Annotated in this window: 18 protein-coding genes; 4 read left to right on the forward strand and 14 right to left on the reverse strand. The window is 70.8% G+C overall.

Annotated features, from left to right (window positions below):
- Positions 1–27: 27 nt before the first annotated feature.
- Together G361_RS0109390 and G361_RS0109395 are read right to left on the reverse strand one after the other, a co-directional pair.
- Positions 28–444: a hypothetical protein gene (locus G361_RS0109390; RefSeq protein WP_019926816.1), complete on the reverse strand. Its 417-nt coding sequence runs from the start codon at positions 442–444 to the stop codon at positions 28–30.
- Positions 441–1631, reverse strand: a complete 1191-nt coding sequence (locus G361_RS0109395) for a hypothetical protein (RefSeq protein WP_019926817.1) — start codon at positions 1629–1631, stop codon at positions 441–443. Before G361_RS0109395 ends, G361_RS0109390 begins: the two co-directional genes overlap by 4 nt.
- A 203-nt stretch (positions 1632–1834) precedes the next feature.
- Between G361_RS0109395 and G361_RS0109400 the strand changes: the two genes are divergently transcribed.
- Complete coding sequence (locus G361_RS0109400; protein ID WP_019926818.1) at positions 1835–2152, forward strand: hypothetical protein; 318 nt, start codon at positions 1835–1837, stop codon at positions 2150–2152.
- 40 nt (positions 2153–2192) lie between these two features.
- Here G361_RS0109400 and G361_RS0109405 read toward each other — a convergent pair whose 3' ends face one another.
- Entirely contained in the window at positions 2193–3110 is a 918-nt protein-coding gene (locus G361_RS0109405) for a sigma-70 family RNA polymerase sigma factor (protein WP_019926819.1), read from the reverse strand.
- 125 nt (positions 3111–3235) lie between these two features.
- Here G361_RS0109405 and G361_RS0109410 point away from each other — a divergent pair, with 125 nt between their 5' ends.
- The gene (locus G361_RS0109410; protein WP_019926820.1) at positions 3236–4090 is read left to right on the forward strand and encodes an aminoglycoside phosphotransferase family protein; all 855 of its coding nucleotides are present in this window, start codon (positions 3236–3238) and stop codon (positions 4088–4090) included.
- A gap of 3 nt (positions 4091–4093) precedes the next feature.
- On the opposite strand, the gene G361_RS0109415 is transcribed toward G361_RS0109410, so the two are convergent.
- On the reverse strand, positions 4094–4666 hold the full coding sequence (locus tag G361_RS0109415) for a TetR family transcriptional regulator (protein WP_019926821.1): 573 nt from the start codon (positions 4664–4666) through the stop codon (positions 4094–4096).
- 87 nt (positions 4667–4753) lie between these two features.
- Here G361_RS0109415 and G361_RS0109420 point away from each other — a divergent pair, with 87 nt between their 5' ends.
- Positions 4754–6073, forward strand: coding sequence for an oxygenase MpaB family protein (locus G361_RS0109420; RefSeq protein ID WP_026342852.1), 1320 nt, complete (start codon positions 4754–4756; stop codon positions 6071–6073).
- A 13-nt stretch (positions 6074–6086) separates the two neighbouring features.
- Here the strand turns inward: G361_RS0109420 and G361_RS43010 are convergent, their stop codons facing one another.
- Together G361_RS43010 and G361_RS0109430 are read right to left on the reverse strand one after the other, a co-directional pair.
- A complete protein-coding gene (locus G361_RS43010) occupies positions 6087–6539 on the reverse strand; it encodes an SRPBCC family protein (protein ID WP_019926823.1) in 453 nt (150 codons plus the stop codon).
- A gap of 76 nt (positions 6540–6615) precedes the next feature.
- A complete protein-coding gene (locus tag G361_RS0109430; protein ID WP_019926824.1) occupies positions 6616–7389 on the reverse strand; it encodes a hypothetical protein in 774 nt (257 codons plus the stop codon).
- Positions 7390–7802: 413 nt separating this feature from the next.
- Between G361_RS0109430 and G361_RS0109435 the strand changes: the two genes are divergently transcribed.
- Positions 7803–8264 carry a hypothetical protein gene (locus tag G361_RS0109435; protein ID WP_019926825.1) on the forward strand — a complete coding sequence of 154 codons (462 nt, stop codon included), beginning with the start codon at positions 7803–7805 and terminating at the stop codon, positions 8262–8264.
- Positions 8265–8273: 9 nt separating this feature from the next.
- On the opposite strand, the gene G361_RS0109440 is transcribed toward G361_RS0109435, so the two are convergent.
- From G361_RS0109440 to G361_RS0109475, 8 genes are read right to left on the reverse strand one after another with little or no spacing between them, the layout of a single operon-like run.
- Positions 8274–9095 (reverse strand): IclR family transcriptional regulator, encoded by an 822-nt coding sequence (locus G361_RS0109440; RefSeq protein WP_019926826.1) that lies wholly within the window; start codon positions 9093–9095, stop codon positions 8274–8276.
- Positions 9064–9504: a 4-carboxymuconolactone decarboxylase gene (gene pcaC, locus G361_RS0109445; RefSeq protein ID WP_019926827.1), complete on the reverse strand. Its 441-nt coding sequence runs from the start codon at positions 9502–9504 to the stop codon at positions 9064–9066. The genes G361_RS0109440 and pcaC overlap by 32 nt, the downstream gene beginning before the upstream one ends.
- Positions 9501–10277 carry a 3-oxoadipate enol-lactonase gene (pcaD, locus tag G361_RS0109450; RefSeq protein ID WP_019926828.1) on the reverse strand — a complete coding sequence of 259 codons (777 nt, stop codon included), beginning with the start codon at positions 10275–10277 and terminating at the stop codon, positions 9501–9503. Before pcaD ends, pcaC begins: the two co-directional genes overlap by 4 nt.
- Positions 10274–11671 (reverse strand): 3-carboxy-cis,cis-muconate cycloisomerase, encoded by a 1398-nt coding sequence (gene pcaB / locus G361_RS0109455; RefSeq protein WP_019926829.1) that lies wholly within the window; start codon positions 11669–11671, stop codon positions 10274–10276. Before pcaB ends, pcaD begins: the two co-directional genes overlap by 4 nt.
- On the reverse strand, positions 11664–12221 hold the full coding sequence (gene pcaG, locus G361_RS0109460) for a protocatechuate 3,4-dioxygenase subunit alpha (RefSeq protein ID WP_019926830.1): 558 nt from the start codon (positions 12219–12221) through the stop codon (positions 11664–11666). The genes pcaB and pcaG overlap by 8 nt, the downstream gene beginning before the upstream one ends.
- A complete protein-coding gene (pcaH, locus tag G361_RS0109465) occupies positions 12214–12954 on the reverse strand; it encodes a protocatechuate 3,4-dioxygenase subunit beta (protein WP_019926831.1) in 741 nt (246 codons plus the stop codon). The genes pcaG and pcaH overlap by 8 nt, the downstream gene beginning before the upstream one ends.
- Positions 12951–14129 carry a thiolase family protein gene (locus G361_RS0109470; RefSeq protein WP_019926832.1) on the reverse strand — a complete coding sequence of 393 codons (1179 nt, stop codon included), beginning with the start codon at positions 14127–14129 and terminating at the stop codon, positions 12951–12953. The genes pcaH and G361_RS0109470 overlap by 4 nt, the downstream gene beginning before the upstream one ends.
- Complete coding sequence (locus tag G361_RS0109475) at positions 14126–14851, reverse strand: CoA-transferase subunit beta (RefSeq protein WP_052172756.1); 726 nt, start codon at positions 14849–14851, stop codon at positions 14126–14128. Before G361_RS0109475 ends, G361_RS0109470 begins: the two co-directional genes overlap by 4 nt.
- Positions 14852–14882: the final 31 nt, after the last annotated feature.

Here is a 14882-nt window from a genome sequence, read left to right on the forward strand (position 1 = left end):
TGGCCGCGGATCCTCCCCCACGGATCTTCAATGGCGCGTAGCCGTGCCGGAACTCTCCACGGGAGTGGTTGTGCCCGTATCCCCCACCGTCGCAGGCGGTTCGGCACCGCGCACCGGCGCAGCAGATTCGGCACCGCGGACCAGCACAGCAGATTCGGCACGACGCAGCAGCGCAGCAGATTCGGTGCGGCGCAGCAGCCGGGTGATCAGGAACGACACGATGCGGTAGGTGAGGACGGCCGGGACGACCGCCAGCAGGACCACGCGCAGAATCACCAAGGCGGCGGCGACGGCCGGATAGGGCAGGCCGAGCCCGCCGGGTGATCCGAGACCGTGCCGTCCCGACAACATCGTCAGCAGCACATGCAGGGCTGCGTACAGCAGGACCAACAGCAGGAACAGGACCAGCGGGCGGAGCCGCGCGAGGCCGGTACGTCCGGTCATGCCACCTCCGGCCCGGAGGTGAGGAAGGCGAGCAGCAATGCGTTGCCGATCGCCCCGCCGGTCGCGAAACGCAGCCGGGAACCGCTGCGCAGCGGCACACCCACCAGATCCGTGGTGCGGAACAGGCGGGTGAACACATCGCGGCGACCCAGCGATCTGGCCAGGGCCAGCGCGAAACCCGTTGCCGATACCGATATTCCGAGGATCACGGGACCGCTGTCGATATCACCGGCGCCGCGGTATCCGCTGCCGTACTCGTGGATCGCGCTGAAGCCGAGGACGGTTCGCTCCTGACGGAACAGCGCGGCCGCGAGGTCCCCGGCGAGGGCGCGGTCGGCGAAACCGGCGAAATACGCGGCCAGTCCGGTTCCGGACGCGCGGGGGGCGTCGTGCATCCGTCCGTCGGTGCCCATGCGCTGCACGATCAGTCCGGTGCGGGGATCGATCTGGACCGCGCGCACCTGCTGTGCCCAATGTGCCAGCACCACAGCGTGATCGGTGCCGGTCTCGCGGCCGTGCACCGCGATCGCGGCGGCGACCGCGGCCACGTCTGTGGGGTAGGCCTCGCCGGGGAAGGTGTCGAGCAGGGCGGTCGGTGAAGCGAGCAGGCGTCGTTCGTAGGCGGCGACCAGCGCGTCCTGCCGCCGCGCGAGGTCGGGCGGGAATGCCGGATCGACCATGCGCGCCATCCCCAGTGCCAGAGCGGGATACGCGAGATAGGCGTGGCCGTGCGGACCGTCGAGGCCGGTTTCGCCGTCCTCGCCGTGCCAGGTATCGGTGAACAGGGTGCGCAGGGCGGGTGAGAGGCTCTTGGCCGCCGCGCGAGTCGCAATGGGGGCGTACCGATTCCGCCATTCGGGATGAGACAGGCACACCTGCGCCAGACCCAGGGCCGCCATCTGATGGGTCAGCAGGCCCCACATCCCGTCGAGTGCGCCCGGCGATCCGGTGGCGCGGAGGTGGTCGTCCTCGTCCTCGAAGGCCGCCAATTCCTCGGCGAGACCGTGCACCCGGGTGGCCTCGCCGCGGTACCAGCCGTCGGCGTCGCGGCCGCACCACCACGCCGGCACCAGGGCCGCCACCACCAGCGCCGTGACGATCCCGAACACGATCGCGAACGGACGGCGCCACCTGGTCGGCCGCAGCCCGGACCGCTCCGATTCCGCACGGCCCGAACGGGAATCCATATCTCACCGTACCCGATCCGGGCATCGCCGACCCGCGCGGTCGGTTTCCGGTCCGGAACAACCGGATTCGCGCCTGAGCAGGTGCGATTGCCCGAACTTCACGAAATTCAGGGGACAGTTCCGTGGCGGCGTGACATCGTCGGCATATAGGCCGCGCCGATCGGTGCGCCCGGAATCGCGTCGCCAGGGGAGGAATTCGGCCGATGGTGGAGAACGAGACCGTCGAGAGGGATCATGCCCTGGGTGGCCTGCTGGCGCTCGCGGGCACCATCGCTTTCCTGTGGGGCCTGTGGTTGCCGGGTGCCGATATCGGCGGCCCCGACTGCCAACCTCGGCCGACGCGGACCGCCGACATCTGCCACCCGCAGGCGGCCGAACCGCGCGACCCCGGCGCCACCGATGCCGCGGTGGCGCCACGCCGGGACGGGGATGCACACCGGGACAAGACGATCCTCGAATTGGGCGGCGGCGTGGCGGCGATGGTCGGCGCCGTTCTCGTCTTCACCGCCACGAAGAGGTGAGCCGGGCGGCGGCCGCGAAAGAGATTGCGGCGCCGCCGGTTCACGCGGGGAGGTGCTCCGGGATGCCGAACAGTTTCGCCAGCGCGGTGTCGGTGAACACCACGTTGACCGCGACGCGGCCGCCGGTGACGGTGAAGACCTGCAGCGAGTGGAATTCGTAGCCGCCCTCCGGCACCCCCGCGTAGGCGGCCAGCGCCGGCTGACCGTTGGCGGTGAGCGGCCGTGCGCGCCAATCCGTTCCGCGCATCGCGTACACCCGCTCCATGAACCGGCCGTAATCGTCGCTGCCCCGGTACCACAGCGGCACGGGCGGCATCTCCATGATCGCGTCGGTGGTCACCAGCCGGACCAGCGCGGGCACGTCCGCCGCCTCGAAAGCCCGCGCGTAGCGCGTGATCACCGCGCGTACCTCGGGATCCTCGGGTTCGCTGATCCGGTCCGGGCCGGGCACGTCGGTCAGCGCCGCCCGCGCCCGTTGCAGAGCGCTGTTCACCGCCGGGACCGTGGTCTCCAGTTGCCGGGCGACCTCCGCGGCGCTGAATTCCAGTACCTCGCGCAGGATCAGCACGGCCCGCTGCCGCGGCGGCAGCACCTGCATCGCCGCCACCAGGGCCAGGCGCAGGTCGGCCGCGATCTCGAATCGGGCGTCCGGATACGGCTGCAACCACGGAATGTCGAGCGCCGGAAGCAGTTCCGCGGCGGTGTTGTCGGAGGCCTGGCCGAGGCCGGACGGCAGCGCCCGCCGCCCGCGTCCCTCGAGTGCGGTCAGGCAGGCGTTGGTGGCGATCCGGTACAGCCACGTCCGCATCGAGGCCCGGGTGCTGTCGTACCGATCCCGCGCCCGCCACGCACGCAGCATCGTCTCCTGCACCACATCCTCGGCCTCGTGGACCGAGCCCAGCATCCGGTAGCAGTACGCCGCCAGCTCACCCCGGTAGGGCTCGAACTCCGTCGACATCTGATCATCGAAGCATCTCCGCGGCGCCGGGGCCAGCACCGGCCGGCGCTCCGCGGCGATACTTACCCGTGAGGTACTCGCGCTCGGTCACCACGGGCATGCGGGCATCGGTCGAAAGGCTGTCGATGCGTGGCGAATTGATCACCTGGCTCCTGGACGTCTGGCCCGACCACGACTGGGAGCGGGCCACCGTCCGGCAGGGCTGTTTCCACGATGTCGCGGTGACCGGCTCCGCGGTCGCGCGAGTGTCGCGGCACGGTTCCCAGCCGCAGCGCCTCGCCCGCGAGCACGCCGCGCTCACCGCCGTCACCGCGGCGAATCTGCCCGTCGAACACCCCCGCCCGCTGTCGGAGGTGGTCGACCGCCGGGACCGTTCGGCGATGCTGGTCACCGTCGCACCCGGAGCCGAAGGGCCGCAACCGGATTGGGACACCGTCGCGGACGAGCTGGGTGCGCTGCTGCGTGACCTGCACGGCACGGCCGTGGGGCCGATGCCCGCGCCGCGGAGTTGGTGTGGCGGTGCGCGGTGGCCGGATATCGTCACCGACTCCGTGATTCCGGAGTTACCGGCCGAAGGCGTCACCGCCGCGCACCGGGTGGTCGCGGACATCCTCACCGCGGAGGCGGCGGTGCCGGCCTGTTTCGTGCACGGGGATTTCGGGCCGCACAACATCCTCTGGCACGGTTCGAAGATCCGCTCGCTCATCGATTTCGACCACAGCTGTGTCGGCGATCCGGCCATCGACTACGCGTCACTGATCAGCTTCTACGGCGCCGCCGCGGTCGGCGCGCTCAGCGGGGACCCCGCCCTGCTGGATCGGGCCCTGCGCCATCGTGCCGGGTTCACTCTGCAATTGGCTGCCGCGGCGATACTCGTCGGTGACGAGAAGCTGTTCCGCCATGCCATCGGCAATTTCGGGTCGCGGTTGCGGGCGGGCATCCTGCACGATCCCGGCGGCTGGACGCCGCGGCGATGGTGAGTGCTACCGAATTCGGTGCAGCAGTTCGGAGTTGAGGCGGCGGACCAGGGCGCGCAGGCGTTCTCGGGTGGCCGACTCCGGGTCGCTGAGACGCAATTGCAGCAGTTCCCGGCCGGAGGCCTGCAATACGCGGGCGGTGTACTCCGGGTCCTCCAGATCCGGGTTGATCCGCAGGAGCTGGCCGACGAAGTATTCGCAGACCACGGCCTGCGAGATGGCCAGGCGTTCATACAGTTCGGGCGGTGCGCCCTCGGGCGGGAACAGGAACAGGCGCCAGGTTTCGGGGTGGGCGTCGACGGCGCTCACCACGCCGTCGAAGGCGTGCAGCAGCGGGTCGTCGCCGGAGTCGTCGTCCGCCGCGATCGCGGCGGTGAATTGTGCTGCCGCCCTGGCGGCCTCGCGGTCGATCAGCGCGACGAACAGGCCGGGGAGGTCACCGAACTGCTGATACAGCAACGAGCGATTCACACCCGCCGCGTCCGCGATGCGATGCGGGGTCGCGGCGTGGAAGCCCGCCGCGGCGATGATCGTGTGGGCCACATCCAGAATCTGCTCGCGGCGCGCCTCGGCGGTCATCCGGCGTCGGTGCTGCGAGGTCATGCTTGACAGCATAACTAACACTGCGTGAGTATCTTACTAACACCTTGTTAGTTGGAGGATGCGGTGACCACGCACTACCCCACGCTCGCTCGACGTGTTCGCAGTCAGCGCGAACTGCAGCCGGATCTCTACGGAGACATGGATTTCGACAAACAGCCGTATCGGCTGGCAACGCAGCCGGGTGTGCCGTCGGCGTTGCCGCGCTGGGTCGCGGACCGGGAACCGATCCTCGCCGACGAGCGGACCATCGAGCTGATCTCCACCGCGACGATGCTCGGCGACACCGTCGCCGATCCGCTCGCGGCGCTGACCGCCGGCCACGGGGTGACCGAGCTGATCGCCATGGTGCGGCTGGCGTGTCGCGAAGGGGTCGACGCCGTGCTCGGCGCACCGCCGGAGCTGGTGTCGTTCATCGAGGCCATGGCGGCCACACCGGACTGGGTCGACGCCGAGCTGGTCCGAGAGGGCGCGCGGCAGGCGCGCATCGACGCGGCGCTGCTGGCGCCCTTCGTGACTCGCGGCGCGTTCATTGCCACGTTCACCAATACCTATGCGGCACTGCCGATGGCGCTGACCGGAGCGTTGTCCGGAAGGCGCGCGGCCCGCCGGGTCAACGAGACCGCGAGCTTCTTCGCCGTCACCACGCTGCCCGGTGCACTGGACCGCCACGGCCCCGGTTTCGAGGCCGCGGCCATGGTCCGCCTGATGCATTCGATGGTGCGCTACAACGCTTTGCGCCGCTCCGGCCGCTGGGACCCCGACATCTACGGGATGCCGGTCCCGCAGGTCGACCAGATGCCCGCCGGGATGATCAACCTCTACCTGCTCGCCGTCCGCGCGCGCCGGCAGGGCCGCACCGAATTCACCGACGAGGAACGGGCTCTCGTCGAATTCGGCCGCTACCGGTGCTTCCTGCTCGGCCTGCCCGAGGAGTTGCTGCCCACCACCGCGGCAGGCATCATCCACGTCTTCCACGCACGAGCCGCGTTGCTGCGCGACGGATTCGACGACGCCACCTGCGGCGAACTGATCCGATCCACCATGGACGCCTACCTCCGTCCCGGCCGCACCCCCTTCGACCGGATCGCCGACGCGGTCGAGAAGAGTTACAGCAGAGCCGGTTTCATCCTCGCCTTCTGTAACGGGAACCGGGACTCGGCCCGCGCCATGGGCGTCACCATCGGGCCCGGCGACATCGCCCGGATCGCCGCGACGGCGCCGTTCCTCATCGGACGGCTACTGGCCGTCCACGGTGCGGATCGGATTCCCGGATTGCGCTGGGCCGTCGACCGTTACACCACCGCGCTGGTCGAACGCCGCCTGATCACCTACGGACGAGCCGAGTACGTCACGGACGCCCGCCACTACACCCCGGCGGGGTGACCGGCCGGCGGATTCAGTCGTGATCCGAAAGCCGTTGCGTCCGAAACTGGAACACACGGTCCGGCGCCGCGGTCTCGATCGCCTGCTTCATATCGATGATCCCGAATCCGGTGCGCCGCCGCACCGCAGGAGCGGCGCTGTCGGGCAGGATGTCGGTCGTCCAGACCAGTCGTCCTCGCTCCCCCGCCTCCTGCACCTCGAAGCTGGCGTGGTGATGGTCCAGCGCCGGTCGCGCACCGTCCACGACGGTATAGGCCAGGCGCCGCGCCTCGTCGTCGACGGCGACGATCAGTTCCCGGACCACATGCCCGTCCGGAAACGTCAGGAACCGTTCGACGCCCTCGATCCGGGTGCCGACCACGCGGCCCGGCAGCAGCCGCCGATGCACGGCGCCGACATCGCGGATCACATCCCAGATGTGCCGTGGCGACGCATCGATCAGAACTTCGTGGCGGATGGTCGCCATATCGGCGCAGACTCCCCTCGTTCCGGACAATACGCTCAACCTATCCGATCGGCGGCCCGATCGTGCCGGCGCCGCCTCATCCGCATCCCTCGTGGTGCCGGCTGAATTCGACTGTGGTGGTGGCATTTCGGGGAGCGCCGGCGCCGCGGTAGGCGACGGCGGTCGCCCCCTCCGGCGGCGGGCCCGGGGTGGCGCTGAAGACCAGGACCGTCTCGGTCCCCCGGTCGAGCCACCAGCCGACGGTCCGGCACCGCCCCCACTGCCGGCCCTCCAGCCCACCGGCGATCTGCGGCAGGTCGAGGCCGTGCGCATCATGGAGGTGGCGGAGCACCCGGTCGGCGACCTCGGCGTCCGGCGTGCCGTCGGTACTGTCCACGGAGAACGTCCGCGTACAGAACGGACCCCACATACTGCCGGCGCACACGGTCGAATCCGACCGGACCCCGAGGCCCGCCGGAAGCGGCAGCAACCCGTCCGCATTCGGCACCGGCGGCCGGGCGCCACCCTGACCACCGGGCCCGTCGACGATTCCGGAGTCGATCGCCGCGACCCACAGCACACCGAGCAGACTGCCGGCACAACACAACACCGTGAAGATCTCACCCGCCCGGCCGCGCACGCCCGATCCCCGATCGACCGCGAGACCCGCTGCCAGGACGCCGATTCCGGCGAGGATCAGCAGCACCTCGACACTGTCCCGGCAGTACCGCAGCGGCCAGGGCAGCAAGGTCACCACGAGTTCGACCGCGACGATCGCCGCCAGGATCAGCCCGGTGCGCGGCCGGGACCGCCGCGACCCCGTCGCGAGGATCCAGCAGACCAGCGGGACGAAGAACAGGACTCGGACCACGCCGAGAAGTCTAGGGTCGCGCGGTCCGGACGGATCGGACCTCGGCCGGAACGCCCGATACGACTGCCTCCGGTTTCGGATCCGGCACATCCGGGCACCACGGTCGGGTGGATGCCCCGATGGCCCGTCGCCATGGCGCTGATCAGCGCGGTCGTGCCGGTGACCGCCGTGCGGCGGCGCGCACGACGCTGGGCCACTTCGATTTCCGGCCGGGGGCCACTCGGTGGTCCACCCGCATGCGGGAATTCGGCACGGGCACCAGCGGAGACCGGCCACGAGTCACCGGACGTCCTATGTATTGCCCGCTTTCGGGTAACCTCCGAACATCCCGTGCTTGCGGGTGGCGAAAGTGATAGCGACAGAAGATGTTTCAGATTTGCCGTCCCCAGGGGCGGTGCGGAACAGGAGAGTTCATGCGAGTACGAGGCATTCTGGGTGCGGCGGTCGCGGCGACCGGACTGGCGGTCGCCGGCGGTGCGGTCGCGGGCGCGTCGCCGCTGCGGGCGACGGATCTCCAGGTCGACCCGGGGCCGTACCTGGTGGGCGATACGGCCTACTTCAGTGCGGGCAGCGCCGACTGCGCCATCCACGCCGACGGCAGCGTGGGATGCGATATGCCCGCGGGGGTCGCACGCTGGTACGACATCCTTCCCGTCACCGACCTGGCGATCGACATCCCGTTCCTGCCCGCGCATCCGGAATGGGTCCGGCACGGCCGGCCGGGCAGTCCGTCGCTGCCCTCGGACGCCAACGGATACGACAGCACGATCTCCTATGCGGGGGCCAGCTGCAACGGCGGCGGCCGGGGCGCGATCAGCTGCACCTCGAAGGGGCACTCCTTCAGTTTCGGCTGGTCGGGGACCCAGGTCAGCTGATCGGGCCGCTCAGCCGAGCCGGGTGACGCGACGCGTGGCGGCCAGGTCCTGTTCGATGCCGCGGGCGGCCGCCCGCAGGTGCGGGACCAGGTCGCCGCGGATCTCCTCGACACCGCGCCGGGAGGCGTGGGTGGAGATGTTGATCGCGGCGATCACCGCACCGGCATTGTCGCGGACCGGGGCGGCCACCGAGCGCAGGCCGGCCTCCAGCTCCTGATCGACCAGCGAATAGCCCTGCACCCGAACCTTTTCCAGTTCCGCGCGCAGCTGCGCCGGTTCGGTGACGGTGTTGGAGGTCAGGCCGGCCAGCGGGGTCACCGCCAGATAGCCGTCCAGTTCCTCGGGGGTGAGGCCCGCGAGCAGGATATGGCCCATCGAGGTGGCGTGCGCCGGGAACCGGGTGCCGATGTTGATGCTGACGGTCATGATGCGCGACACCGCGACCCGAGCCACGTACACCACGTCGGAGCCGTCGAGTACCGAGACCGAACTCGATTCGTGGACCGCGGCGGACAAGCGCTCCAGATGTGGCTGGGCCACTTCCGGCAACGTCATGCTGGACAGGTACGCATAGCCGAGTTCCAGCACCTTCGCGGTCAGCGAGAACCGCTTCCCGTCGGTGCGGACGTATCCGAGATCGGTGAGCGTCAACAGGAATCGGCGCGCGGCGGCCCGGGTCAGGCCGGTCAGGCGCGCCACATCCGAGAGGGTCAGATCGGGGTGTTCCGCGTCGAAGGCACGGATGACCGCGAGGCCGCGCTCCAGCGACTGCACATAGTGCGCGCCGCGGCCGCCGTCGTCATTCGTGTTGTCCGGCTCGGTGCTGGTCATCCTCATCCTCCTCGGCCGGGCGTATGCGCGCGGCCTCGTCGCCCAGCTCGGCCAGTACCTGCTGGCCGATGGCGAACGCGGCGTTCGCCGCCGGCACACCCGCGTAGGCCCCCGTGTGCAGCAGCACCTCGGCGATCTCCGCGGCGGTCAGTCCGTTGTGGACGGCCGCACGCACGTGCATCCCGATCTCTTCGTGCCGCCCGAGGGCGGTGAGCACCGCCAGGGTAACGCAACTGCGGGTGCGGCGATCCAGGCCCTCCCGGGTCCAGATCGAACCCCAGACCGATTCGGTGATGTATTCCTGGAACGGCCGGGTGAACTCGGTGGTCCGGGCCACGGCCCGATCCACGTGGGCGTGGCCGAGCACCTCACGGCGCACCCGCATACCCTCGTCGGCGCTGCTGCTCACGAATTCTCCTTCAGGTGGCCGAGAATCAGGTCGCTGACCGCGTCCGCCGATTCGGCGGTGGCCAGATGTGCTCCGGGCGAGACGATCTCGAACCGGGCCCGCGCGATGCCCGCGGCGATGCGCCGGCCGTGCTCCGGCGGTGTCGCCGGATCCTCCGCACCCGAGATCACCAGGGTGGGGGCGGTGATGTCCGGCAGGCCGCCGGCGATGTCCATCCGCTCGATCGCGGTGCAGCAGGAGGCATATCCCTCGGCCGGGGTCGCCGCGACCATATCCTCGAACCAGCGGATGCGGTCCGGGTGGGCGGCCCGCCAGGCCGGGGTGAACCAGCGCTGCACGACGGCCTCGGCGATCGAGCGCATCCCCTCGGCGCGCACGGTCGCCGCCCGCGCGGCCCAGCTCTCCGGCGGTCCCAGCGCGGCGGAGGTGCAGCACAGGGTCAGCGTCCGGATCCGTTGCGGCGCATACTCCCCCAGCCACATGCCGACCATGCCACCCATCGACAGGCCGACCACGTGCGCGGCCGGCACGTCCAGCCGGTCGAGCAGGGCGACCACGTCGGCGCCGAGATCGCCCAGGGTGTACGGCCCGCTCGGCACCGGCGAATCCCCGTGTCCCCGATGGTCGTAGCGCACGACCCGGTATCCCGCGGCCGTCAATGCCCGCACCTGCGGTTCCCACATGCGCAGATCGCTGCCCAGCGATCCGGACAGCACCACGGGCGTACCACCGGCCGGGCCCGCCACCACATGGTGCACGGCAACGGCGTTCATCGGACCACGTCCTCTCCGGACTCCGGCACGTCGCGAATCTCGTTCCAGTGCCGCACCGTTCGCGTCACGAACGCCTCGGCCGAACCGAGATAGCCAGCGGGATCGAGCAGTTCGCCGATCCGGCCGCGGCTCAGATACTTTCCGATCGTCGCGTCGGCGGCCAGCAGGTCCGCCGGATCGCCCGCGCCGGAAAGGGATTCGCGGCAGCACGCGGCCACGGCGTCCCCGGCGGCCTGCCGGCCCACCTCACCCCCGGAGGCCGCGAGCACCTCGACGGCGACATTCTCCGCCAGCAGCAGACCGCCGGTGCGATCGAGGTTGGCGCGCATGCGATCCGCGTCCACCCGCAGCCGGTCGAGGCTCACCCGCAGCCAGTGCACGGCGGAACCGGTGGTACGCAACAGTTCCCGATACGGCCGCCATTCGGCGTGCCAGGACCCGGCGGCGCGCTGATGTTCGTGGACGGCCGCGGCCAGCAGATCGGCGACCAGGCCCGGCGCCTGCCCGGCGGCCGCGGCGGCCAGTACCGCCGCGACCGGATTGCGTTTGTGCGGCATGGTCGACGAGCCGCCGGTCCCGGCCGGGCCCTGTTCGAACACCTCCGCGACCTCGGTCTGCGCGAGCAGCGCGATATCGCGGGCGATCTTCGCGACCGCCCCGCAGGTCTGCCCCAGCGCGGCGGCGACCTCGGCGATCCGGCTGCGCTCGGTGTGCCACGGCAGCAGCGGCACGGCGAGCCCGAGCCGCCGCGCGAGCCGGGCCGACACCTCGATCCCGTGGTCGCCCAGGGCCGCGAGCGTGCCGACCGCGCCGCCGAACTGCACCGCGAGCCGCTCGGCGCGGACCGCGGTCAGGCGGTCCCGGCCGGCCAGGATGCCGCCGAGCCAGCCGGCCGCGGTGAATCCGAAGGTGACCGGCGTCGCCTGTTGCAGCAGGCTGCGACCGGCCAGCACGGTGGCGGTGTGGGTTTCGGCCAGTTCGGCCAGGCGCGCGGCCACGGCCCGCAGGTCCTCGTCGAGTACGGCCAGCGCGCGGTCGGTCACCAGCATCGCGGCGGTGTCCATCACGTCCTGACTGGTCGCGCCGAGATGGACGTAGCCGGCGGCCGCACCGCCGACCCGCTCGGTGAGCGCGCGCACCAGCGGCCCGGCCGGATTGCCGATGCCGGTGGCTCTCGCGCCGAGCTCGCCGATGTCGTACAGCTCTGCGCGGCAGTGGTTCCCGATCTCCGCGGCGGCCGCGGCGGGGATCAGCTCGGCGTCCGCCTCGGCGTGCGCGAGGGCGCTCTCGAAGTCGAGCATGGCCTGCACCCAGGCCCGGTCATCGACCGCGGCAGCGACCGGTCCGGCGGCGAGGACGCCGTCGAACAGGCCCCGCGCCGCCGGATCAGACATCGAAGAAGACCGTCTCGCCGTCGCCCTGCAGGTGCACGTCGAAGCGGTAGCCGCCGGGCTCGGCCGTCGCGATCAGGGTCGAACGCCGGTGCACCGGAACCGAACTCAGCACCGGGTCGGCCGCGTTGGCGGCCTCGTTCTCGGGGAAGTACAGGCGGGTCACCACCCGGTGCAGCATACCCCGGGCGAACACCGAGACATCGAGATGCGGCGCCTGCGCGCCCCGTGGTCCCGGCACCACACCCGGATGCACCGTGTGGAGGGAGTATTCACCGAGCCGGGTGTCGCTGCGCCCGAATCCCCGGAATCCGGGCACCCGACCGCGCGGATCGTCGGGATGATCGAACCGGCCGTCCGGATCGGCCTGCCATGTCTCGATCAGCGCGTCCGGAATCCGTTGTCCCGCACCGTCGAACACCTCGCCGTGGATCCGGAACGAGCCCGCGGTCCCCTCCGGCACCACGAAACGGCCGTAGCGGTCCCAGTCCAGGCCGATGTGCAGGTACGGGCCGACGGTCTGCGACGGCGTCGTCGGCAGCTGCTCAGTCATGGTGCGGCTCCTCGAACGGGGTGGCGTCGCGGCCACGCAGCACGATGTCGAATTCGTAGGCCAGGGCCCAGTTCGGCTTCGTGCGCTCCAGGCTGAACCGCGAGATCAGCCGGGGCCGTGCGGCTTCGGGCACCGAATTGAAGATCGGGTCCTGGAAGAACAGCGGATCGCCGGGGAAGTACATCTGGGTGACCAGCCGCTGCGGGAACGCCCGGCCGAACACCGAGAAGTGGATGTGTGCCGGTCGCCAGGCGTTGTGGTGATTACCCCACGGGTAGGCGCCGGGCTGGATCGTGACGAATTCGTACCGGCCCTGTTTGTCGGTGATCGTGCGCCCGACCCCGTCGAAGTTCGGATCCAGCGGCGCGTCCCAGCGGTCACCGATGTGCCGATACCGGCCCGCCGCGTTGGCCTGCCAGATCTCGATCAGCGAATCCGGGATCGGCCGGCCGTCGCTGTCGAGCAACCGGCCGAACACGATGATCTTCTGCCCGATCGGATCATCGCGATGCCGGAAGGTCAGATCGTGATCGTCCGGGCGCACCAGATCGCCGCCCAGTACCGGCCCGGTGATCTCGGTGAGGGTCTGCGGCAGCAACAGCAACGGCTGCTTCGGATGGCGCAGCGCCGTCGACTTGTAGCCCGGAAAGTCCAGTGGCGGATGGGTTTCCGGTGGATCCGGGCGGTAGCCGGCGACGGCCGGCCCGTTCCCGGTGTTCGGGTGGTCGCTCACTGTGCCTCCAATACCACGGCCAGTCCCTGCCCGACGCCGATGCACAGCGCCGCGAGCCCCCACCGGCTGCCGCGCCGCCGCATCTCGCGGGCGAGCTGGATGATCACGCGGCCGCCGGACGCGCCGAGCGGATGCCCGATCGCGATCGCGCCGCCGTTGACGTTCACGATCTCCGGATCGAGTTCCTTCCAGTCGGCCAGGCAGGCCAGCGACTGGGCAGCGAACGCCTCGTTCAGTTCCACGACTTCCACGTCGCCCCAGTCGATTCCGGCCCGGTGCAGCGCGAGTTCGGCGGCCCGCACCGGGCCGATGCCGAATACGTCGGGGTCCACACCGGCCGCGCCGCGCCCGGCGATGCGGGCCAGCGGCGCGCGGCCGAGCCGGTCGGCGAGCGCCTCGTCGCCGAGCAGCAGCGCCGAGGCGCCGTCGTTGAGCGGGGACGCGTTACCGGCGGTGACGGTGCCGTCCGCGCGGAACACGGGCCGCAGTTTCGCCAGCTTCTCGGCGGTGGTGTCGGGACGCAGCGATTCGTCGCAGGTGAGTTCGGTGCCCGGGACCGCCACCACGTGGTCGTCGTAGAAGCCGTCCTGCCAGGCCCGCGCGGTCAGGCGATGGCTGCGGGCGGCGAACGCGTCCTGTTCGGCGCGGCCGATTCCGTAACGGGCCGCGAGGATTTCGGTGCTCTCACCCAGCGATACGGTCCACTGCGCGGGCATGGCCGGGTTCACCAGCCGCCAGCCCAGCGTGGTCGAGTGCAGGGTCTCGTTGCCGGCGGGAAAACCCTTGGCGGGCTTGGGCAGCACCCAGGGCGCGCGGCTCATCGATTCCACGCCGCCGACGACCACCGTTGCGGCGTCACCGGTTTCGATCAGCCGGGAGCCGGACATGGCGGCGTCCATACCGGATCCGCAGAGCCGGTTGACGGTGGTGCCGGGCACCGAGGTGGGCCAGCCCGCCAGCAGCGCCGCCATCCGGGCCACGTTGCGGTTGTCCTCGCCGGCCTGGTTGGCGGCGCCGAACATCACCTCGGCGACGAGGCCGGGATCGAGGTCGTTGCGCTGGGCGAGGGTGCGCAGCACATGCGCGGCGAGATCGTCGGGCCGTACCCCGGACAGTCCGCCGGAGTACCGGCCGAACGGGGTGCGCAGGCCGTCGTAAAGGTATGCGGCAGTCATGATCTCGCCTTCAGGTCGCGCAGGGTCGCCAGTTCGCCGGCGGTGGGAGCGGGGGTGACGGTCAGATCGGCGGCGACCTTCAACTCCCAGCCGGTGGCCGCGCGGACCTCGTCCACGGTGACGCCGGGATGCACGGCGCGCAGGATCAGCTCACCGGTCTCGTCGGGCCGCATCACGCCCAGATCGGTGATGACCAGGGTGGGTCCGGCGCCCCGCAGGCCCAGCCGCGCGCGTTCGCCGTCGCCGCGGCCGTGCCCCAGCGAGGTGACGAAGTCGACCCGATCGACGAACGACCGGTGCGACTGCCGCACCACCACGAACACCTCACCGCAGGAGGCCGCGATCTCCGGAGCGCCGCCGGCGCCGGGCAGCCGCACCTGCGGATGCGCGTAGTCGCCGCCGATGACGGTCGTGTTGATGTTGGCGTACTTGTCGATCTGCGCCGCGCCGAGGAAACCGACGTCGACGCGGCCCGGCTGCAGCCAGTAGTTGAACACCTCGGGCACGCTGATCACGGCGTCGGCGGTCTCGGCGAGCACGCCGTCACCGATGGAGGCGGGCAGCCGGTCCGGTTTGGAGCCGAGGGTGCCCGATTCGTAGATCAGCACCAGGTTCGGGGCGTGGGTGGTGCGGGCCAGATTGGCCGCGGTGGACGGCAGGCCGATGCCGACGAAGCAGATCTGCCCGTCGCCGAGGGCACGAGCGGCCGCCACGGTCATCATCTCGTCGGCGGTGTACTGCTGATCGGTCACG

This window comes from Nocardia sp. BMG111209, from assembly GCF_000381925.1.
In the GTDB taxonomy this organism is placed as follows: Bacteria; Actinomycetota; Actinomycetes; order Mycobacteriales; family Mycobacteriaceae; genus Nocardia.